Here is a 20,050-nt window from a genome sequence, read left to right as displayed (position 1 = left end):
CCATGGCCCGGATCCCGGCACCGGTCGCCGCGGTCCGCACGGCGGTCCGTCGCGGGCTGGCCGACCTGCCGGCCGACGCCCTCGTCCTGGTCGCCTGCTCGGGCGGCGCCGACTCGCTGTCGCTGGCCGCCGCGGCCCGCTTCGTCGTCAGCCGGCCCGGCGTCGCGGGCCGGGTCGGCCTGGTGACCGTGGACCACGGCCTGCAGGAGGGCTCGGACCGGCGGGCCCGATCGGTGGCGGCGTGGGCGCGCGACACCGGATTCGACCCGGTGCGGGTCGCCACGGTCTCGGTCGCCGGGCTGCCCGGTGGTCCCGAGGCCGCCGCCCGGACCGCGCGCTACACGGCCCTGGAGGCGGTCGCCGAGGAGCTCGGGGCGGCCGCCGTGCTGCTCGGGCACACCCGTGACGACCAGGCCGAGACGGTGCTGCTGGCGCTGGCCCGGGGCGCCGGGCCGCGCGGGCTGTCCGGGATGCCGCAGCGGCGCGGGGTGTTCCGCCGGCCGCTGCTGGACGTGAGCCGCGCGGACACCCGGAAAGCGTGTGCCGCCCTGGGGCTGGCGCCCTGGGAGGACCCGCACAACACCGACCCGGCGTACGCCCGCTCCCGGGTCCGGGGGACCGCCCTGCCCGCGCTGGTCGGTGAGCTGGGCCCGGCCGTGGTGGGCAACCTCGCCCGGACCGCGGCTCTGGTCGCCGCCGACAACGAGGCGCTGGACGAACTGGCCGGGGCCGCCCTGGAGCAGGCCCGGTCGGCGGCCGGGCTGTCGGTGCCGGCGCTGGCCGGGATGCACGCCGCGATCCGCGGGCGGGTGCTGCACCGGTGGGCGCGGGAGCTGGGGGCGCCCGGGGGCGCGCTGGCGTACCCGCATGTGACCGCTCTGGACGCGCTGGTGACCGACTGGCGCGGGCAGGGACCGGCCTTCCTGCCCGCCGGGATCGCCGTGACGCGGCGCGGAAGTGACCTCGTTCGGGTGGTTCCGGCACATATCAAGTGAGGTCGCGGATGGCGAATCCGGCCCCGTTTCGCCATCGGTAACCTTGATGCGGCAGGCTTAGGCACATGGCTGATGGTTCTTGGTACGACGCCGACATCGACCACGTGATCATCTCGGAGGAGCAGATCCGCGAGAAGATCGACGAATTGGCGAAGCAGGTGTCGGCGGATCACGCTGATGCCACCGACGGCATCCTGCTGGTCTGCGTGCTGAAGGGCGCGGTCATGTTCATGGCCGACTTCGCCCGCTCGCTGGGCCGGCACGGACCGTCCACCGAGATGGAGTTCATGGCGGTCTCGTCCTACGGGCAGGGCACCACCTCGTCCGGCGTGGTCCGCATCCTGAAGGACCTGGACCGGGACATCGCCGGCCGGCACGTGCTGGTCGTCGAGGACATCGTGGACTCCGGGCTGACCCTGTCCTGGCTGATGAAATACCTCGAGTCGCGGCAGCCGGCCAGCGTCGAGGTGGTCGCCCTGTTCCGCAAGCCGGACGCGGTGAAGGTCCAGGTCCCGGTCCGCTACGTGGGCTTCGACATCCCGAACGAGTTCGTGGTCGGTTACGGACTGGACTTCGCGGAGCGTTACCGCGAGCTGCCCTACGTGGGTGTGCTCAAGCCAGAGGTGTACGCCCGTAGCTGAACCGCTTTCTCAGCGTGTTCTCAGTAATGGTCGTTATGGGCTGTTTTATTGCTGAAACGCGCTGGATTGTTGGGGGTTACGTGGAGTTCGCCCTCCGGCCTCACGGGTTCGCAAACCGTGCCCACGGTGTACGGTCGAGTGACCGATGGCGTGGTGTCACGAGCGCCGGAGGGGCCGGGAGTGATTCGCCGCCGCCAAACGGGGGATTGATTCCGGCAGCCGCCGGTGGGCGGCCACGTTGAGGTGACCAGGACGCCGATCAGGAGGGTCCGGGCGCTTGGCGCCCGACAACAGTATGGAACGTACGCGTTTCTTCCGCCGCCCGGTGGTCTGGATCATTCTGGTGATCATCGGTGTAGTCGCGCTGAGCTCAATCTTCACCAGTGGTCCGAGCTACCAGCGGGTTGATACTTCGGTCGCGCTTGAGCGTCTGAACCAGCCCGGCATCGAGAAGGTCGTCCAGAAGGACAAGGAGCAGACGCTCCAGATCGATCTCAAGGACGCCGAGCAGTTCAACGGCAAGACCACAGACAAGATCGAAACCCAATATCCGTACGAGGTCACCAGCGACATCTGGGATGACGTCCAGCAGGCCAAGTCCGCCGGCCGGATCACCGGGACGATCAACACCACCGTCTCCGGTGACAACATTCTCCTGAGCCTGCTGATCAACCTGCTGCCGATCGCCATTCTGGTGGTCCTGCTGCTGCTGTTCATGTCGCAGATGCAGGGCGGCGGCTCGCGGGTGCTGAACTTCGGCAAGTCCAAGGCGAAGATGATCACCAAGGACACGCCGAAGACGACGTTCGCCGACGTGGCGGGCGCCGACGAGGCGGTCGAGGAGCTCCAGGAGATCAAGGACTTCCTGCAGAACCCGGCGAAGTACCAGGCGCTCGGCGCCAAGATCCCGAAGGGCGTGCTCCTCTTCGGTCAGCCGGGTACCGGTAAGACGCTGCTGGCCCGCGCGGTCGCCGGCGAGGCCGGGGTGCCGTTCTACTCCATCTCCGGCTCGGACTTCGTGGAGATGTTCGTCGGTGTCGGCGCCAGCCGGGTCCGCGACCTCTTCGAGCAGGCCAAGTCGAACGCGCCGGCGATCGTCTTCGTGGACGAGATCGACGCGGTCGGCCGGCACCGTGGCGCCGGTATGGGTGGCGGCCACGACGAGCGCGAGCAGACGCTGAACCAGCTGCTCGTCGAGATGGACGGCTTCGACACCAAGGGCGGCGTGATCCTGATCGCGGCGACCAACCGGCCGGACATCCTCGACCCGGCGCTGCTGCGCCCGGGCCGCTTCGACCGGCAGATCCCGGTGGACAACCCGGACATGCAGGGCCGCCAGGCGATCCTGCGGGTGCACGCCAAGGGCAAGCCGTTCACGCCGGACGTCGACCTCGACTCGGTGGCCCGCCGCACGCCCGGTTTCTCCGGCGCCGACCTGGCCAACGTGATCAACGAGGCCGCCCTGCTGACCGCACGCAACGAGAAGCGGGCCATCTCGAACCACTTCCTCGAGGAGGCGATCGACCGGGTCATCGCCGGCCCCGAGCGCCGCACCCGGGCGATGAGCGACCACGAGAAGAAGATCACGGCGTACCACGAGGGTGGGCACGCGTTGGTCGCCTACGCGCTGCCGCACTCCGCCCCGGTGCACAAGGTGACGATCCTGCCGCGTGGCCGCTCGCTGGGCCACACGCTGGTGCTGCCGACCGAGGACAAGTACACCCAGACCCGCGCCGAGATGATCGACACGCTGGCGTACGCGCTGGGTGGCCGGGCCGCCGAGGAGCTCGTCTTCCACGAGCCCACCACCGGCGCCGGCAACGACATCGAGAAGGCGACCGGCCTGGCCCGTGCCATGGTCACGCAGTACGGCATGAGCTCCAAGCTGGGTGCGGTGAAGTACGGCACCACCGGTGACGAGCCGTTCCTGGGCCGCAACATGGGCCACGAGCGGGACTACTCGGACGCTGTCGCCGCCGACATCGACGCCGAGGTGCGCGCCCTGATCGAGCTGGCCCACGACGAGGCCTGGGAGATCCTGGTCGAGTACCGTGACGTGCTGGACAGCATGGTCCTCGAGCTCATCGAGAAAGAGACCATCACCCGGGAAGACATGGATAGGATCTGTGCCCGGGTGCAGAAGCGCCCGCCGATGTCGCCGTTCAACGGTTTCGGCAAGCGTCTGCCGTCGGAGGCCCCGCCGGTGCTCACTCCCGCCGAGCGGGACAAGCTGAAGGCGCAGGCCGAGTCCGACGGTCAGCTCGCCGTCGGGCCGAATGCCAACGGCACCGCGGAAGGCAGCAACTGATCAGCACGCAAGACGAACTCGATTACCTCGCTGCTCGACTGGTCGACGGCAAGCTCACCGGTACTCCGGTCGAGCAGGCCGTCGACCTCGGGCGGATCGAGAAGGCGGTCCGGGAGATCCTCATCGCGATCGGTGAGGACCCGGACCGGGACGGCCTGGCGCGGACCCCCGCCCGGGTCGCTCGTGCCTATGCGGAGCTTTTCGCGGGCCTGCGGGTGGACCCGTCGACCGTGCTCACCACCACCTTCGAGGCGGACCACGAGGAGCTCGTGCTGGTCCGCGACATCGAGGTGCAGAGCATGTGCGAGCACCACCTGCTGCCGTTCAAGGGCGTCGCGCACATCGGTTACATCCCGGGCACCGACGGCCGCATCACCGGCCTGTCGAAACTCGCCCGCCTGGTCGAGGTCTACGCCCGCCGCCCGCAGGTGCAGGAGCGGCTCACCTCGCAGATCGCCGACCTGCTGATGGCGCAGCTGGGCGCGCGCGGGGTGATAGTCGTCATGGAGTGCGAGCACCTGTGCATGGAGATGCGCGGGATCCGCAAGGTCGGTGCGCGGACGGTGACGTCGGCGGTGCGAGGCGCCTTCCAGACGGACGGCAAGGTCCGCGCTGAGGCGATGGCCTTGATAAACGCTCGCTGACCCGTACGGCCCCTGCGGTCGGCGGCTGCCGTTGTGCCTGCGTGCCGCCGCAGGGCTACGAGGAGTTGGACCAGGCTCGGCTGGACAGGACCAGGCGATACCCATCGGGGTCCTCGATCGTGACACCCCACCGGTCCCAGTACGCACCCTGAGCGACCCGCCGGCCGCCGGCCTGCTCGAGTTTGGCGACCAGGGAATCGTCGACCGGCGCGGCCAAGTACAGCACGACCAGGTCCTCGGTTGTCGGTGACGGTGCGACCTTCAGGTTCGGCCCTCCGACGAGTTCGAGATGCCAGGACGCTTGTGGCCATCCGAGGATGACCAGGTCATGCTCGTCCGGGGACTCGGCTGCCACCCGGCAGAGCACCTGCAATCCGAGCCCTTGCGTGTAGAAGCGTTCAGCGGCCGGCAGGTCACGACTGGGCCGAGCAAGACGCATCGTCGCCGTGGGGCTGATCATCGAGTACTCCGTTCTGTCCGTCGATGATCACCATGCAACCTGAACCGCACTGGAGGTCAAGATGGGCGCATCCGCAGCGATGAAACCGACTGATGCCGAATCCCGGTTCTGGCGCGAACTGCGTTATCGATCTTGGCTTCGTTGTCCCTGATCGGTCGAGGGCTCTGCCGGATGCGATCATGTCGACGTGGTGCAGGTATCGATTTCACCCGACGGCGATGACCTTGGTGTCATGCAGGTGATCCTGGAGGGGGGCACGTGGGTCCTTCAGGTCTTGGCACGACCCGAAGAGTTGGTCACCTTGCGGTCTATCCGTGAAGCGGACTGGGCCGCGCGGCGTGCGCTGCGCGTAGGCACCGTATTCGGCGTTTCCGTCTTCTGGGCCTTCAAGGACGACATCGTCACTGCTCTGGTCGGGCAGGACGATGAGACCTGGCAGATCGCCATGACCATGCCGGTGGAAGCGGTCGACCGGCTTGCGGCGATGGCTGTGGACCATTTGCCCGGGCCGGAGCAGCCGGAACCCGATCCGCCGCTGCCCTATCCAGGCCAGCTGGAAATATTCTGACGGTCCGTCCTCCAGCAGCGTTAGTCCAAAGGACGCGTTTGCGGAGCAGTTCGAAGCCGGCGGCGAAGCGACTAATGCCGGCGCCCTGGGCCAGCAACTCATGAACCAGGGCGTGATGGGCGCGGCGGCGTTCGGCCATCCCATCGCTCCGGTCGGCTCGGCAACTTCGGCTACGTCCGGCACAGCGAGCGTCGTTTCGGCAGGCTCGGGCAGGCAGCTCTTATATCGGGCGACGCACCTCTCCACGGCCGTGGACAGGCTCTGCCAGAGGTGGAATCGGTCCACGCTTGATGGCAAAATCGTCGACCCCGAGCGGAGACGATCTATTCCGGTCGGCATGCCCAACATCCTGGCCAGCCGGCCAGCCGGCCAGCGAGCGCGAGCCCGATCGTCGTTGGCATCCGCCGGAGCCCTTCGCTCATGCGTGACCAGCGGCTAGTCAGGACAACGACTCATCGTCCGACGTCCATCACACAGTTCGCGCCAGAGCCCGAATCTCGCGAACGAACTCCGGTGGTGTGGACCGGGGTTCGGTGACCACCCACGGGCAATGAAGGGGTCACCGATCGTTCTGGACGCGTCAGCGGCCAGATCGGTGAGCCCGGCCCGCGCGGGAGCGTGCGGTCTGTACGCAGGCGGACGCGCGTAAAGGAAGATCTTGAAGTTGATCTCGGGTTTAGATCATGCTGCGGAACTGGTTGGCCGAGTCCATCGCGGCGCGGGTCAGCTGGGTGGCCTCGTCGAGGCGGGTGCGGGCCTGTTCCAGCTGGGAGATGGCGGCGGCGGTGGTCGGGTGGAAGGAACCGACGGCGGTCAGGCGTAGCAGGGCCAGTGACTGGTCCAGCTGGTCGGCGACCGCCTGGATGCCGGCGATGGCGCGGTCGGCGCCGTCCACCGAGGCGGCGAGGTTGACCTTGACTTCCTCGACGTTGGCCATGGTCTCTCCGGTTCAGTGGAAGATGGCTTGCAGGCCGACACCCATGCAGGTGAGCAGCACCGGGGTGAGGCAGGTGACGACGCCGACGATCGGGGTGCGGTCCACCGTCGTCCCGGCTTTCTCGGCGTCCGGGCCCCAGACGAAGCCGATCGTGGCGAAGCCCATGCCGAACGCCAGCAGCGGCATGCTGAGGCCGCACAGCAGCGTGTAGGTGGGCAGCGAGCCGCTCGGCGCCACCAGGTAGAGGATGATCTGTACGAACAGCACGGCGGCCGCGAACGGGCCGTAGACCAGCAGGTTGCGTGCCCAGGGTCGGGACGGGCCGACCGGGGCGGGGCCGATGAAGGCGTGATCGGCGGCGTCCGCGGTCACCCGGGCCTGACGCAGCGCGGACAGCACCGCACCCGGGCCGCCGGTGACCGCGGCGAGGGCGGTGGCGCGTTCACCCTCCAGGGGCACCAGGTCGGCCGCCGGCACGCCGAAATCGCGGACCAGGCGGGCCTGCTGCGGGGCGAGCCGCGCGCGTACCGAAGTGAGCTCCTGCCGGGCGGCGTCGATCGTCGCGTGCTGTTCCCCGGCCACCGAGCTCGCCGCGCGGCGCACCAGGTCCAGCTCTCGCGCGGCCGCCAGGTAGGCGGCCCACGGGCCGGCGGCCGGCGGGGACGCCTGGGCCGGCACGACGCCGCTCTGCTCTGCCTGCTCGGTCATGGATTCGCCCCCTCCGGGTGGACGCCCTCCGGCTGGACGAACGGGACCACCGTGACCGTGCGGTCGGTGTGCCGGTCGTGCAGCAGCGCCCGGTTCGGCCGGGGCTGCCAGTCGACGGGCCGGCCCAGCAGCAGCGTGACATCCGACTGCGGAACGTTCAGGAAGAGCAGGCCGGCCACGTCCTCGCGGCCCATGCTGCCGCCGGTCTCCTCGCCGAACCGGCGCACCCCACGCCACCAGGAGAGCAGGTGCGCACCGCGACTCGGCCCCTCGCGCAGCAGCTGGCGCAGCCCGCTCAGGCTGCCCGGCGGGGCGGCGTCCATGCCGAACACCACGCGGTAGCCCGGCTGGTCGGCGGCGAGCTCGGCGGCCAGCCCGGCGGCGTCCACCACGACCACCTCCTGCCGATGACTGATCTCGGCGGCCAGCGCGGCGGCCAGCGCGTCCCCCTCGGCGACCAGGGAGGCGATCACAAATCGGGCGGTCCGCGGCGAGTGGCAGGCCGCCACGCTGCGGGCCGCCGCGTCCAGGACCTCGGAACCGGCCGCCTGCGAACCCAGGATCGCCAGGTGCCGCCCCGGCGACGAGTCCAGCGGGAAGGTGGCGGTGGACAGGCTCACGTCGATGACCCGGCCGACCAGAGCGGTGGGCCGGCCGGCACGACCGGCGAGCGCGGCCCGATAGGCCGGGTCGTCGGCGAGGTGCTGATGCGCGTAACCGGCGAAGATCCGCGGCGGGATCGACTCCGGGTCGCGGGCACCCCACAGCTTGTGCCGCAGGTCGCTGAGCAGCTCCTGGTCGGCGTGCGGATCGGGGAAACGGACCACCCGCTCGTGCCCGCGGGTGGCGCCGCGCGGACCGCCGAGGCCGCCGGCCGTGTTCACCACGGCGCTGCCCAGCGGCAGGCCGGCCGCCGAGTCGTTGGTCGGCTCCAGCACGTCGCCGCCGCCGGGCAGCGCGATCCGGACCGGGAACTGCCCGAAGATCGAATCCCGCTTGGCATAGAGCGCCTCGACGCCCAGGACCGTCTGACTGGCGAGGACCAGATGAATTCCGTACGACCTGCCCTTGCGGGCCAGCGACTCGAGCAGGCTCACCGCCTCGGCAGCGGTCGGGTCGTTGCCGGCCAGCAGCACCTGGAACTCGTCGATGACACACAGGACCCGGGGCAGCGGGCGGCCCCGGCCCTCCTCGGCCGCCACCGCGCGCAGGTCGGCGAAGCGGGAGACGCCGGCCCGCTTGTACGCCATCGAGCGGCGGCCCATCTCGGCGTCCAGCTCGCGGAGGACGGCCAGGCCGTACTCCCGGTCGGACTCGACGCCGACCGCCCGGGCGTGTGGCAGCCAGGTGCGGTCCCGCTGAGTCGGGACGAACTCGGCGAAGGACACGCCCTCCTTGAAATCCAGCAGGTACAGCGCGAGCTCGTCGGGGGAGTAGCGGGCGCCCAGCCCGTAGAGCACGTTGATCAGGAAGGCGGTCTTGCCGGCGCCGGAGCGGCCACCGACCATCCAGTGCGGGGTCAGATCGTTGAACCGGAGCACCAGCGGCACGTCGCCGTGCTGCCCGACCACCGTCTCCACGCCGCCCGACGCGTCCGCCGACCAGAGCTCCTCGGTCGGCTCGGGCAGCAGGTCGGCCAGGGTCACCCGGGAGGCCGCCGCGGAGTGGGCCGCCAGCTCCTGGCAGACCGCGTCGATCAGGTGCGGGGGTGGCTCCTCGTCGAGGAACACCGGCGCGTTCAGCCAGGGCGCCTCCGGGGTGGCGCCGAAAGATCCCCCGGGCGGGTCACCGACCACCGCGAACGGGTTACGCACCGAGACGGCGGTGGTGCGCGGCAGCGGGGCCTGGGTGGTCTCCGCGGTCAGCGGGGGCGGCGGCCAGCCGGCCACGATCAGGTGCAGCCCGGAATCCGGCCCCTGCTGGGCCAGCGCGGCGATCCGGCGCAGCTCCTCGCCCTCGGTCAGCTCGGGCAGGCTGGCGATCACCACCAGCAGCATGCGGTCTCGCCTTTTCTTACTGCCACGAACAGGCCTGAGCCATTTCTCCGCCTCGGCGAGCACGTCCCGCAGCCCCTGCCGATCGGTGGCCGGCGGCGACATCAGGCCGGCGTCGGCGAGCTCCTCGAACGGCTGGAAGACCGCGCCACCACCGACCCCGTCGACCGCACGGACCAGCAGCGACCCGGCCGGCGCGGCCGCGAACAGCCGCAGCATCAACGCCCGGAGCAGGCCGAACACCCGCGGATCGGTGGCGCTGGCGTCGATCGTCAGATGCCCGGCCCCGAGCAGCGGCACGATCGCCGGGAACCGGACGTCGTCCAGTGGCTGCGCCACCCCGATCCGCACGAACTGCGGCGACTGCCCGCCACCGAGCGGCGCCTTGGGCGTCAACGCGTCCAACGGCGCCCCGAGCCACCCGGGAGCGACCTGCGCCGCCGCGACCCGCAACTGCTCGGCCAGCCGATGCTGCTCCCGTGGGTCGGCGACGCTAGGCGCATACGCCTCCAGCGCGGCGGCGGCCGCGTCCGCTGTCGCCACCGCTTGCCGGTGCAGAGCAGCGGCCTGCCGGACCCGCAGAGCCGAATCCGCCACTGCCGTCACCTCCTGTCGCGCGCATAAAACCTATCCCAGACCAGCGGTGCTCCACGCAATGCGGTCCCGGTGTGGTTCCCGGTGGCACCTCCCAGGATGCCGGGCGGATGTGTCCAGTCAGGAACCGTTGTTGATCGGTACGGGGTGGAGGGGGCTGGGGTTCGGTGAGGTTGGCGCTCGGGCTGTCGTGATGAGACGGCGACGACGAATTAGTGTCGTATGTATGGAGCCGCGCGACCCCCAACCCAGATCCGCTCCCGTGCCGTCGGCAGCGCCCGCGGTGCCGGCTGACGGGTCGCGGCCAACCACTCCGCCAACCGGCGCGGGCTGGGCTGCGTCTACCGGTCGCAGTGATCGTTTCAAGAGCCGGCGTACTAGGTTGTGGCTGGCCTTGGCGGCAGGCATCCTTGCAGTCCTGTGCTTAGGCGGCGTCGGTGTAATCGTCTCCGTCTATGACAACGCCACTGAGATCAAAAGATCGAACCCAAGTGTTGTGATGGCGAACTTCATTTCCGCTTATCTGGCTAGGCGCAACGATGAGGAAGCTTCGCTGTATATTTGCAAAGAGGGGGGTGATCTTAAAGACCTTAACGCCTTTCGGGCTAAAATCGAAGAGGCGGAAAGAAATAATTCAGTCAAGATCGTGGTCTCTTGGAGGGACTTGTCGGTCCAAAGCTCAGGCGATCATGCGACTGCAACAGTTACAATTGTTCGCTCGGTGGACAATGGGTCGGCAGAATCTTTTGATTCGTGGCGATTTGAACTTGTGGATGAAGATGGATGGCGAGTGTGTTCTGCGGTCGCGACCTAGTGCGCTATTCAAGCCAGAGAAGATTTGCCGGAACCTCTAGGGTTTGAGGAAATTGGCCGTTCCATGACCAGCGATACCATTCTAATTCGAGGGCTACTCGTGCGCAGATCTCACCGTTATCACTGGTGTAAAGCTCGGTAGTAGCTCGTAGGTCGCGTTGCTCACCACCGTCTTCGAGTAATCGGACGACTCGTCGACCTGTCAGCGAAGTTGCCTGTTCAGAGGCTATCGGAAATCGTCGGGGTGGTTCATCGAGCGAAACGAGTTGAATATCTGCATGCAACTGTGACGCCAGGCTGCTGGATACTCCCAAATCCTCAACCCATACACGGTCGACTGGCACGAGTGCTGCGAAGACCTCAGTTTGTTCAGACTCGGCTCGATACCACTCCGATTCCGGCATAACTGGGACGTAGGTGCGACTTCCTTGAACTACCTTCTCGTCCGCCCGCATGTCCCCGCGCCAACCCAACCCGGGGAGTCCGATAAGAACTCTGCGGCCGCGTAACTGACCGCTCAGAGTGGCCGGAATCGGGGCGATGGGTCGAGGAGGTTCAAGCCCCCAGTGATCAGGGCTGAGGAATGGATCTGGGATCGGATCGCCCATCATCCTGCGTCGCCCAACGGGGCACCATGCTGCTGCATGAAAGGTACGGGATTGATAGCGCCGGAACTCGATCGGTCATTATTGAGATGAACTTCAAAATGGAGATGCGGGCCGGATGAGTTTCCGCTGGTACCGACCTTGCCAAGGACTTGGCCGGCTTCCACCTTCTGATTTTTCTGAACGAATGGCCGCTGCACCATATGACAGTACCGGGTCATCACATTGCCAGCATGCTGGATCTCGACCATCCAGCCGCAGCCGCCCTTGCCTGGATAGCCGTCGACGTTGCAGGTCTTCCGGCCTTTGAAGTCTTCGTCGCACTTGACCATCGACACGATGCCGCTGGCAGCGGCAACGATCGGTGTATAGCGCCCGATGATCAGGTCAACACCCTGGTGGTTGGGCCGATCGGGACTTCGGAATCCAGAACCTACCTCCGCGTGCACCGGAACGGTCCACCCAGAAGCGGCGATCTGCCCTGCCGCCGCGCACACCATCGAAACCGAGCTTCCGACGGCGTTCGCTGCCCCGTGGGCGAGCTTGTTGACCATCTGCGTCGCGGCGTGCTCATGTTTGGCGTAGGCATCCGGGTACGCGCTGATCTGCACAGCTTGAGCCGCACGGGTCAGTGGCTTCTTGTCCCAGCCCGGAACCTTCTTGAGCTTCTCGTAGAATTTCGTGCTGGCGTATACCGGGTCCCGGACCTGCGCCGGAGTACCCCAGCCGGAGCTGGGTCGCTGCTGGAACAGGCCAAGTGAGTCATGGTCGTTCCGAGCACCTAGGTCCCCGAGGTTGACGAGCCCTGACTCCTGCATCGCGGTAGCCACCGCAATCACCCAGGCGCGCGGTGGCATCTTCAGCTTCGCGCCGGTGCTGATGATTATCGCGGCGTTGCGGACCTGCTGAGCGCCGTACTCGTCGATGCTGGGCAGCTTCGTGTTCGGATCGATGGGTCCGCCTTCGCCGCAGCCGAAAGCGGCGGTGTTCAGATTGGCCTGTTCATCCTTGTCGCTGAGTCCGCTGAACAAGATCACCGTGACGGTTCCGGCACAGCACAGCAGGGCCAATGTTGCTACCAGGGCTGCCAGAAGAACGACCCGGCGGGGCCGTCTGAGGGTCATGCCGCTTCCCAGTCGATGCCATCCACCAGCCAATGACCATCCGGCGCGACGAGGCGCAGGCTGAGCTTGCCGGAGTTCATGGTCACCACCGCGTTGACCATGGTGTCGTTCACCGCGGTCACGGTGGGCCGGCCAACCACTCGGTCCGCCGGTACACCGGTCGGGTCTACTCCGCGAAGTTGATCCGCGAGATCGGAGGTGGCGTTAGGTAGGAGCCGGTCGAGCCACTTCTTGGAGTTGACGCCGGTATGACTCACCCAAGCGGAAGCGAACGCGTAGGCCACAGCTTCTGGCTGAGCACGCCCGGGACTGGTTTTGGGGGTGGGGGGTGCCTCGGAGGAAACAATGCTGTCGTCCTCGGACGGGTCCACGCTGATCATTGGGGCCGGTGAACCGAGCCCCAACGACGGTGATGCCGACTTCCCGTCGGAGAAGAGCCGGCCGATGCCGACCACCGCCAGCACGACGGCGATCAGTACGAGCGCTATGCCCAGCCGTGAACGGAAGAGCGCGTTCAAGCCGCGCGCGACTACTCCGGACATGCGATCACCTCGCCTCGGAACGCACCCGCGGAGTTACCGGTTCCTCGGTGGTGGCACCCGTCTCGGGGCGATAGATCGCATACGACGTCGGCCGTTCCGCGACATCGGGCTCGGTCCATTCAGCGGGTCGCCGAGCCCGGCTTGCGGTGGGGCGAACCGCAGATTCCACGGAAGGCTTATCGTTTCCTAATGCCTCGTGACCATCCGGACGTGCGGGGAGCGCGGGTTTGGAACGGTTGCCCGAGCCAGCGACAACTGCCTCGTTGCGGGCAGTGGTTGCGTGGGCCGGATCCTCAAGTCGGGCTTCGGGTCGCATATTTCGTTGTTCGACGAAAATCATGCGGCCGTCCTTGCCCAATATGGGCTCGCGAGTGCCGCCGCCTTCGGCCACCTCAAGTTTGGCGGCCTCACGCATATCGCGGAAGAAACGGCGGTGCCAGGAGCCAGCGGATGCGATGGCAGCGGCGCTATCCTTCCCGCCGAGCTGGGTAATCCGACGATACGGTCGAAGTAGAAGCCAGCCGACCACACCGCACAGCCACACTAGAACTACCTGCAGCCATCCCGGCAGTGTGGCGGTATTCATGATTAGGTCTACGGCGAATAGATAGATCGCAGCACCGGTGCCAAAAATAGCAATGTTGAAGATGGCTGCTACTACTGCGTTACCAAGTCGGCGGATGCCAGCACTCGCAGGCCGGAGTAGGCCGACTGTTCCTAAGATGGGAACCGCAATTACTGCCCATCGAAAAACAAGGAACCCGAGGAGGACAAGGATGGATGCCGTGATATCGAACATGGCGAACATTAATGCGGCGAGAGCTGCGATGAATCCCGATCCGATTCGTTCCATCCCATTGGTTCCCTGCAGGTACTGATACGCCTCGGGATCCTCGGTCTTGATCTGCGCTGAGAGGGCGCGCCACTGAAGTTTCTTTTGTTCAATCAATGCGTCGCGGAGCTCTGGGTTCTTTCGAATGCTTTCTGCTTCGTCCCATCGGAATGAATGCGCGAGGTAGAGCGCAAAACCATACTTCTGGGCGGTCTCGCTATCGGCTGATCCCAGCACACCGCGCAGCCAGTTGCGATAGAGCATCGTTTCAGTTACGGTGTCGCTCGCGCGAACAGCCGGGGGCCGATGTTCGGTGCACGCTGCGGCCTCGTCGAGGATGCAGCTACCTGGGTCCACGCTTTGAGGCTGGGGGCCGAGTGCGTCATGAATGACGGCTAGTGAGGTTTCCAAGCTTTGGTCTGCCAGATTGGCTGATCGGACTGGCCATGCTGCTACTGCGGTAACGCCAACCATGACGAGAAGTGCCCAGGCAGCGGTTGTGGTGGCTGCGCCCATGTCTGCTTGTCGTGAGCGCCAAATTAGGTAGAGCCCTACAATTGCAAGGGTTATTACTCCGAATACGCTGAACACCTTTTCGTAGACAGCCTTGGTTGCCTGCTCCACAAGGGTGTCGGCCCAGCCCCATAGCGTCTGAGGCTCCCATGCTCGTTCGCGAAGCGCGTTTGAGGCGCCGATGACTGCGGTCGCAACCATAAATTCGCCGTTGGCTATGGTTGACTCGGCTCGCGAATCGGCTTCAGTGATTGCGGCGGCGCATCCGCCATCCTGATCGTAGGTCGGAAAGCTGTATCCGGCGTAGCCGTAGCGGGTATACATGCCCTTAGGGCCTGGTTGATCAGAAGCTGCAGGTTTCTCCGCAAACCAGCCGGCCAAGCCTGAATCGGGTGTGCTCGGAGTAGGTGCATTCTCGCACTTTGCCTTGTCGCCGACCGTCTTAACGAGGCGGTTGAGGCAGTCGTTAAGGGCTCTCTGCCACTCTTCTACGCTGCACGGACCTCCCGGGGCTTTTGCTGGGGTGGCATTTGCGCTGGACGGAGCGGCCACCGCCCAAGCGATCGACCCCACCACCATCACAACCAAGGTCGAAAACAGCGCCAACCCCCGCCGCACCATCTCAAACCTCCAGGTCGGACGGGAGCGGCACCACCGCAGGCTGCGCCGCCCCAGGCGTCGTGTCCAGGTGTTCCAACAACCCTTCGACATACGACACGTCGACGCGGACCTTCTGGACCCGCCCGTCCACGTCCCGCATCACGAATTCCCGGAAGCCCAGCCGATGCTGCGACGACGTATCCACCTGGGACAGCGAGGCGAGTGTCGCCTCGTACCCGTCATGGACCGGAACCCGCAGCAACCGCAACGCCTCGGAGGCGATCTCCTGGTCCTCGGCGATCCGGCCCACGAACACCGTGGAGACCAGGTTCTGCACGTCCAGCCCGAGGATGTCGCGCGGGTTCTGCGAGGCGACCAGCGCGGCCAGGTTCCATTTCCGGGAGTCGCGGGCGAGGCGGACCAGGAACGAGCGTCCGGAGCGCCAGCCCTCCATGAAGTGCGCCTCGTCCAGACCGACCATCTTGCGCGACGACATCGAGCCGCCGTAGCAGCGCCGGACCGCCAGCCGGTGCGCGGTGTGCAGCATCGGCAGGGCCAGCGACTCCTCGGCCGACCAGTACTCCCGCTCGATCTTCAGGTCGGGCAGTCGCAGGCCGGCCATGGTGATCACGGTGAGCGCGGCGTCGCCGCCGAGCAGGTGCTGCGGCGGGCGGCCGAAGAAGAGCAGGGCCAGCGGCATCTCCGCGGTGTCCAGCAGCAGGTTGGCCAGCTCCCGGCCCTCGTCGTCGTCCAAGCCTTGCAGGGTGGCGACCACGTCGTCGAGCGTGGACGTCTCCTCGGCCGGGACCTGCCGCACCGCGTGCCGCAGCAGCGTCGCGGTGGACGCCTCCTTGGCCACCTGTGGGGGCACCAGCATCGAGCAGATGTCCTGGACCAGCATGCGGCGCTCGGCTCGGGCGTTGGAGACCGCGATCTCGTACTCCCGGTCGCCGGCCGGGCCGGTCGAGAACTCGGACCGGACCGGGGTCGGGATCAGCGCGTACGGCGCCAGCGTCCCCTGCTCGGAGCCGGTCAGGTTCAGCACCCGTGAGTACGGCCGCAGCTCCGGCATCTGGCAGAGCCGGGCGAGCGGCCCGGACGGGTCGAGCAGCGTCACCTGTACGCCACGGCGGGCGTTCAGGTAGCCCAGCGCGCCCATCAGCGTCGACTTGCCACCACCCGGCTCGGCCACGAACACGCCGAGCCCGGAGCGCTCCCGCACCTCCATCGGGAAGTGCAGGTCGAGGAAGACCGGGCGGCGGCAGGTGCCGGCGGTACGCCCGATCAGGTCACCGCGCCGGTCACCGACCGTGGAGGCGGCCTGCGGAAGCGCCGCGGCGAGCAGCTTGACCGGCATCCGCCGGACGTAGCCGGTGTTCGCGATCGGCTCACCCGGGATGAACTCGCGGGCCAGCTGGTCCTGGTTCTTCGGGTGTTGCAGGGAGATCCGCAGCTCCCGGGAGTAGAGCTGGATCAGCCGGCGGGCACGTTCCAGGCACTCCTCGCGGTTGGCGCCGCCGACCGCGATCCGGTGCCAGCCGTGCGCCCGGGCCGAGTCGGTGGGCAGGCCGGTGGTCATCTCGTCGCCGATCACCAGCGCCCGCTTGGCGAGTCGCTCCAGCTCCGGCGGGGCGTCGATGCCGTGCTCGGCGTAATCCAGCTGTTGCGAGCGGATCATCCGCAGCCGGTGCTCGAGGTTCTTGAACGAGCTGCCCGAGCCGAGGATGTCGATCCGGGAGGAGAGCTCCATCGGCCACGGCAGCCGCTCGTGGAAGTGCAGCCACGGCTCGTGTTTCTCGGGGATCTCCAGCGGCTCCATCCGGCCCACCGACAGGACCGCGACGTGGCGCTCCTCGCCGGTCATCCGGTTGACCAGCTTGACCGTGGAGCCGTACGGCGTGCGGTAGCGCTCCACCTGCTCGGTCAGCGCCAGCAGGTCACCGGTCTCCCAGTGGCCGTTGGAGACCGGGGAGAGCAGCCCGGGCGGCGCCATGCAGAGCGCCACCGAGCGGAACAGCAGCCACTCCAGCTCCTGCGGGGTGACCCGCCGCCCCCGCATGCCGAACGCGTTCAGCACCTCGTCGAACTGCTCGACGGTACGACCCAGCTTGCGCCGCTCGTTGTCGGACGTCCCGCGGCCGAAGACGCGCAGGATCCGCTCGGAGAACGTGTCACCGAGCGAGCGCCGGGCGAACGTGACGCCGAGATAGGTCTGCCCCTCGGCGTGGCTCATCGAGAGCAGGTGCCGCTGCGCCCCGACCACGTGGTCGGACCAGGACGTGGCGCCCGGCACGTCGGGCAGCGGCCGGGTGGTGAACGAGTCGACCGTGCGGGCCCACTCGTCGGCCGGGAACGGCCGGGTGGTCCGCCGCAGGTGCAGCCGGAACCCGGCCAGCCCGGCGTACTGCTCGGAGATCGCGCTGAGCAGCGCCTCGCGCTCGGCGTCCGGACGGAACGCCCAGCGCACCTCGGGCAGGTGGTACCACGCCGTCACGGTGCCCTGGGTGAAGGTCAGGTGCCCGGCGATCTCGCTGATCGCCAGCTCGATCGCGGGGTCGCGGTCGCTGAACTTGAGTTTCTGCGGGCGCAGCGGCGCCGGTTTCGGCGCCTTCGGCTCCGACCGGCGGGCCGGGGCCTTCTCCTTGCGCTTGGCCGGGGCCTTTTCCGGTACGGGCACCGGCAGCGCGGGCGCGGGCGCCTGGACGAGCGGAGCCGGAGCTGGAGCCGGAAGGGGAACCGGAGGAGCGGTGGCGACGGGAGGCGCCGGCTGCGGCGGCCACTCGTCGAACTCGGCCCAGTCGTCCTCCACCGCCTCCGGCACGGCCGGGGAGGGAGCGGGAGCGGCGGGCAGCGGCCGTGCGGGGTAGAAATCAGGCTCCGGCCCGACCGGAGCCCGCGTGAAGGGCGCGCCCTGCCACCCGTTCGGCGGCGCGACAGCCTCCGGCGGTGGGGCGGGCGCCGGCGAGACGGGAGCCGCGGGGGCACGGTGCCCGTTGGTCGCGCCGGGTTTCGCCGGAGGATCACTCGGTCGGGTGGGCGGCGCCGGCGTCCCGGCCCCGCCGAACAGGTCGAGGAACGGCGAGTCGATGTCCATGGTGGTGTCCACCGGCGTGCCCGCCGAGCGGACCGCGTGCGGCGCCTGGAACACGCCGACACCGCCGTGTCCGGGTGCGGCCACCAGCTCCTCGACGTCTTCCAGCGATTCTGTCGGGGAGTAGTTGTCCGGGCGCACACCGTTACTCTGCCTGCCCGGCGTCGAGGCGCCCGCGCCGGGATGCCCGCGCGGAATGTTCCCGGTCATGCGTCAACACCGCCGAGGATGGCCAAACTGGTCATACCAACTCCTCCCGAACCCGGATGCGAGTGGCGACAAGTCTTGGATCGCGTTGCTCCACGGCGGGCTCGCGGGTGCGGCGCCAGTCGGTGAGCGCGGTGCGGATGACGACCCGGGCCGGCCGATCGGGGTCGACATGCCGGAACACGTACGACGTCGAGACCATGGCGAGGGCGATCTCCCAGGCGGGGAACGGGTCGAAGTCGAGCGTGATCAGGTAGTGCAGCACCATGAACAGTGGCACCAGCGCGACGAACATGCCGTACTGCGCGTACGGCAAGTGGACGGGCAGGGTGTAGCCGGGCGGGCCGAGATAGACCAGGCGGGCCCGGTAGATGTCGTCGTCGGTCCGGAGCCGCATCTCAGTTGAAGATCAACTTGATGAGGTAGTCGCCGACGAAGAAGAGTGTTGCCGCTCCGGCGATGAAGGCCAGGCCGACGATGGCGATCGCCGAACTGGTCAGCACCTTGGACACCTCACCGCGGCTGGCCCGGCCGATGAAGATCACGCCGAGCACCGCCAGCAGGATCGGTGCGATGTTTTTCGCGAAGAAAGTGACGATGCCCGAGGTGTTGATGCCCGTGGGCTCCGCGGCGGCGGCGAGCACACCGCTCTGGAACGCCGTCGCGACCTGTCCGGCGAGCTCGGTGGCGATCATCGGTAAACCTCCCCGTGTCCGGTATGGGGGGTGCGGACACGCTGCAGTTGTAAAGCCTTACGGCAACGCCCATATCGTGCAGCCTGTAGCTCACCACGTCGAGTGAGCCGTTCGGGCACTGCCATGCTCATCTGCTCTCTTCGGTCACTTCATGATGCCCAGTTCCGAAGAGTACGGCCCGTACTTGCGAGCAACAAGCGTCCGTTTCGTTACCCAAGGTGAAGGAGTGCGTGAATCAGAGTCACGGCGCATCGTACACCTGTTCGAACGCCCCTCGCCCCGTACTCTCGACGGGTGCTGACTCCGCAGACAGAAGCCCAGGTCACCGGCGCTGAACTGCTGCACCGGGATCACCCGGTCGTGATGGGCGTCCTCAACGTGACCCCGGATTCCTTCTCCGACGGCGGACGCTGGGCCGATCTTGAAGCTGCCGTCGAACATGGCATTTCCCTGTCCCGCCAGGGCGCGGACATCGTCGATGTGGGTGGCGAGTCCACCCGGCCCGGCGCGGAGCGGGTCGACGCCGCCACCGAGACGGCCCGCGTGGTGCCGGTCATCGAGGCCCTCGCCGCGGCCGGCGTCCGGCTCAGCATCGACACCACCCGCGCGGCGGTCGCCGAGGCCGCCCTGGCGGCCGGGGCCGTGGTGATCAACGACGTCTCCGGCGGACTGGCCGATCCGGGCATGGCCGCGGTCGCCGCGTCCGCCGGCTGCCCGTGGATCCTGATGCACTGGCGCGGACACTCCCGCGACATGCAGCGGCTCGCCGACTACCGGGACGTGGTCGCCGAGGTCCGCGACGAGTTGCGGGCCCGCGCCGACGCCGCGATCGCGGCCGGTGTCGACCCGGCCCGGATCGTCCTCGACCCGGGCCTCGGCTTCGCCAAGACCGCGGAGCACAACTGGGCGCTCAGCGCCCACCTCGACGTCCTGATCGGCCTCGGCTTCCCGGTCCTCTTCGGGGCCAGCCGCAAGACCTACCTGGGCCGGTTGCTGGCCGCGCCGGACGGCACGCCCCGCCCGGTGGACGGCCGCGAGGCCGCCACCCTGGCCACCTCGCTGCTGGCGTTCGCCGCCGGCGCCTGGGGCGTCCGGGTGCATCAGGTCCGCGAGACCGCGGACGCCCTAGCGGTGTGGCGCGCCACCGGGTCGCCGCGATTCACCACCAATTGACGGTAC

At 67.9% G+C, this 20,050-nt stretch carries 18 protein-coding genes; 7 read left to right on the top strand and 11 right to left on the bottom strand.

Annotated elements, in window-relative coordinates; all coding sequences use genetic code 11:
* The first annotated feature begins 2 nt into the window (after positions 1–2).
* The 4 genes from tilS to folE all read left to right on the top strand — a co-directional run bounded on the left by tilS (position 3) and on the right by folE (position 4,588).
* Positions 3–995 carry a tRNA lysidine(34) synthetase TilS gene (tilS, locus tag Aiant_RS19545; protein WP_189332279.1) on the top strand — a complete coding sequence of 331 codons (993 nt, stop codon included), beginning with the start codon at positions 3–5 and terminating at the stop codon, positions 993–995.
* A gap of 65 nt (positions 996–1,060) precedes the next feature.
* A complete protein-coding gene (gene hpt, locus Aiant_RS19540) occupies positions 1,061–1,636 on the top strand; it encodes a hypoxanthine phosphoribosyltransferase (protein WP_189332280.1) in 576 nt (191 codons plus the stop codon).
* 295 nt (positions 1,637–1,931) lie between these two features.
* A complete protein-coding gene (ftsH, locus tag Aiant_RS19535) occupies positions 1,932–3,944 on the top strand; it encodes an ATP-dependent zinc metalloprotease FtsH (protein ID WP_189332281.1) in 2,013 nt (670 codons plus the stop codon).
* On the top strand, positions 3,941–4,588 hold the full coding sequence (gene folE, locus Aiant_RS19530; protein WP_189332359.1) for a GTP cyclohydrolase I FolE: 648 nt from the start codon (positions 3,941–3,943) through the stop codon (positions 4,586–4,588). The genes ftsH and folE overlap by 4 nt, the downstream gene beginning before the upstream one ends.
* A gap of 55 nt (positions 4,589–4,643) precedes the next feature.
* Here folE and Aiant_RS19525 read toward each other — a convergent pair whose 3' ends face one another.
* The gene (locus Aiant_RS19525; protein ID WP_189332282.1) at positions 4,644–5,048 is read right to left on the bottom strand and encodes a VOC family protein; all 405 of its coding nucleotides are present in this window, start codon (positions 5,046–5,048) and stop codon (positions 4,644–4,646) included.
* A gap of 187 nt (positions 5,049–5,235) precedes the next feature.
* On the opposite strand from Aiant_RS19525, the gene Aiant_RS19520 reads away from it, so the two are divergent.
* The gene (locus Aiant_RS19520; protein ID WP_189332283.1) at positions 5,236–5,616 is read left to right on the top strand and encodes a hypothetical protein; all 381 of its coding nucleotides are present in this window, start codon (positions 5,236–5,238) and stop codon (positions 5,614–5,616) included.
* A gap of 676 nt (positions 5,617–6,292) precedes the next feature.
* Here the strand turns inward: Aiant_RS19520 and Aiant_RS19515 are convergent.
* Genes Aiant_RS19515 through Aiant_RS19505 form a run of 3 tightly spaced genes read right to left on the bottom strand, consistent with a single transcriptional unit; the run spans position 6,293 to position 9,861 of the window.
* A complete protein-coding gene (locus tag Aiant_RS19515; protein WP_189332284.1) occupies positions 6,293–6,553 on the bottom strand; it encodes a hypothetical protein in 261 nt (86 codons plus the stop codon).
* Between the two features lie 12 nt (positions 6,554–6,565).
* Positions 6,566–7,261 carry a hypothetical protein gene (locus Aiant_RS19510; RefSeq protein ID WP_189332285.1) on the bottom strand — a complete coding sequence of 232 codons (696 nt, stop codon included), beginning with the start codon at positions 7,259–7,261 and terminating at the stop codon, positions 6,566–6,568.
* Positions 7,258–9,861 carry an FtsK/SpoIIIE domain-containing protein gene (locus Aiant_RS19505; RefSeq protein WP_189332286.1) on the bottom strand — a complete coding sequence of 868 codons (2,604 nt, stop codon included), beginning with the start codon at positions 9,859–9,861 and terminating at the stop codon, positions 7,258–7,260. Before Aiant_RS19505 ends, Aiant_RS19510 begins: the two co-directional genes overlap by 4 nt.
* Before the next feature lie 382 nt (positions 9,862–10,243).
* Between Aiant_RS19505 and Aiant_RS19500 the strand changes: the two genes are divergently transcribed.
* Positions 10,244–10,663: an Rv0361 family membrane protein gene (locus Aiant_RS19500; protein ID WP_189332287.1), complete on the top strand. Its 420-nt coding sequence runs from the start codon at positions 10,244–10,246 to the stop codon at positions 10,661–10,663.
* Between the two features lie 4 nt (positions 10,664–10,667).
* On the opposite strand, the gene Aiant_RS45775 is transcribed toward Aiant_RS19500, so the two are convergent.
* The 7 genes from Aiant_RS45775 to Aiant_RS19470 are packed head-to-tail and all read right to left on the bottom strand — an operon-like array spanning position 10,668 to position 18,871.
* Entirely contained in the window at positions 10,668–11,270 is a 603-nt protein-coding gene (locus Aiant_RS45775) for a hypothetical protein (RefSeq protein ID WP_229830418.1), read from the bottom strand.
* Positions 11,270–12,391 carry a M23 family metallopeptidase gene (locus Aiant_RS19495; RefSeq protein ID WP_189332288.1) on the bottom strand — a complete coding sequence of 374 codons (1,122 nt, stop codon included), beginning with the start codon at positions 12,389–12,391 and terminating at the stop codon, positions 11,270–11,272. The genes Aiant_RS45775 and Aiant_RS19495 overlap by 1 nt, the downstream gene beginning before the upstream one ends.
* On the bottom strand, positions 12,388–12,933 hold the full coding sequence (locus Aiant_RS19490; protein ID WP_189332289.1) for a hypothetical protein: 546 nt from the start codon (positions 12,931–12,933) through the stop codon (positions 12,388–12,390). The genes Aiant_RS19495 and Aiant_RS19490 overlap by 4 nt, the downstream gene beginning before the upstream one ends.
* Before the next feature lie 4 nt (positions 12,934–12,937).
* Positions 12,938–14,899: an MFS transporter gene (locus tag Aiant_RS19485; protein WP_189332290.1), complete on the bottom strand. Its 1,962-nt coding sequence runs from the start codon at positions 14,897–14,899 to the stop codon at positions 12,938–12,940.
* A gap of 1 nt (position 14,900) precedes the next feature.
* Positions 14,901–18,179 carry an ATP-binding protein gene (locus Aiant_RS19480; RefSeq protein ID WP_189332291.1) on the bottom strand — a complete coding sequence of 1,093 codons (3,279 nt, stop codon included), beginning with the start codon at positions 18,177–18,179 and terminating at the stop codon, positions 14,901–14,903.
* A gap of 31 nt (positions 18,180–18,210) precedes the next feature.
* A complete protein-coding gene (locus Aiant_RS19475) occupies positions 18,211–18,573 on the bottom strand; it encodes a hypothetical protein (RefSeq protein WP_189332292.1) in 363 nt (120 codons plus the stop codon).
* A gap of 1 nt (position 18,574) precedes the next feature.
* Positions 18,575–18,871, bottom strand: a complete 297-nt coding sequence (locus Aiant_RS19470; protein WP_189332293.1) for a hypothetical protein — start codon at positions 18,869–18,871, stop codon at positions 18,575–18,577.
* A 363-nt stretch (positions 18,872–19,234) separates the two neighbouring features.
* Here Aiant_RS19470 and folP point away from each other — a divergent pair, with 363 nt between their 5' ends.
* The gene (gene folP / locus Aiant_RS19465) at positions 19,235–20,044 is read left to right on the top strand and encodes a dihydropteroate synthase (protein ID WP_189332360.1); all 810 of its coding nucleotides are present in this window, start codon (positions 19,235–19,237) and stop codon (positions 20,042–20,044) included.
* Positions 20,045–20,050: the final 6 nt, after the last annotated feature.

Origin of the sequence: Actinoplanes ianthinogenes (assembly GCF_018324205.1) — a bacterium.
GTDB classification, from domain to species: domain Bacteria; phylum Actinomycetota; class Actinomycetes; order Mycobacteriales; family Micromonosporaceae; genus Actinoplanes; species Actinoplanes ianthinogenes.
This window is presented reverse-complemented; position numbering and strand designations above follow the sequence as displayed.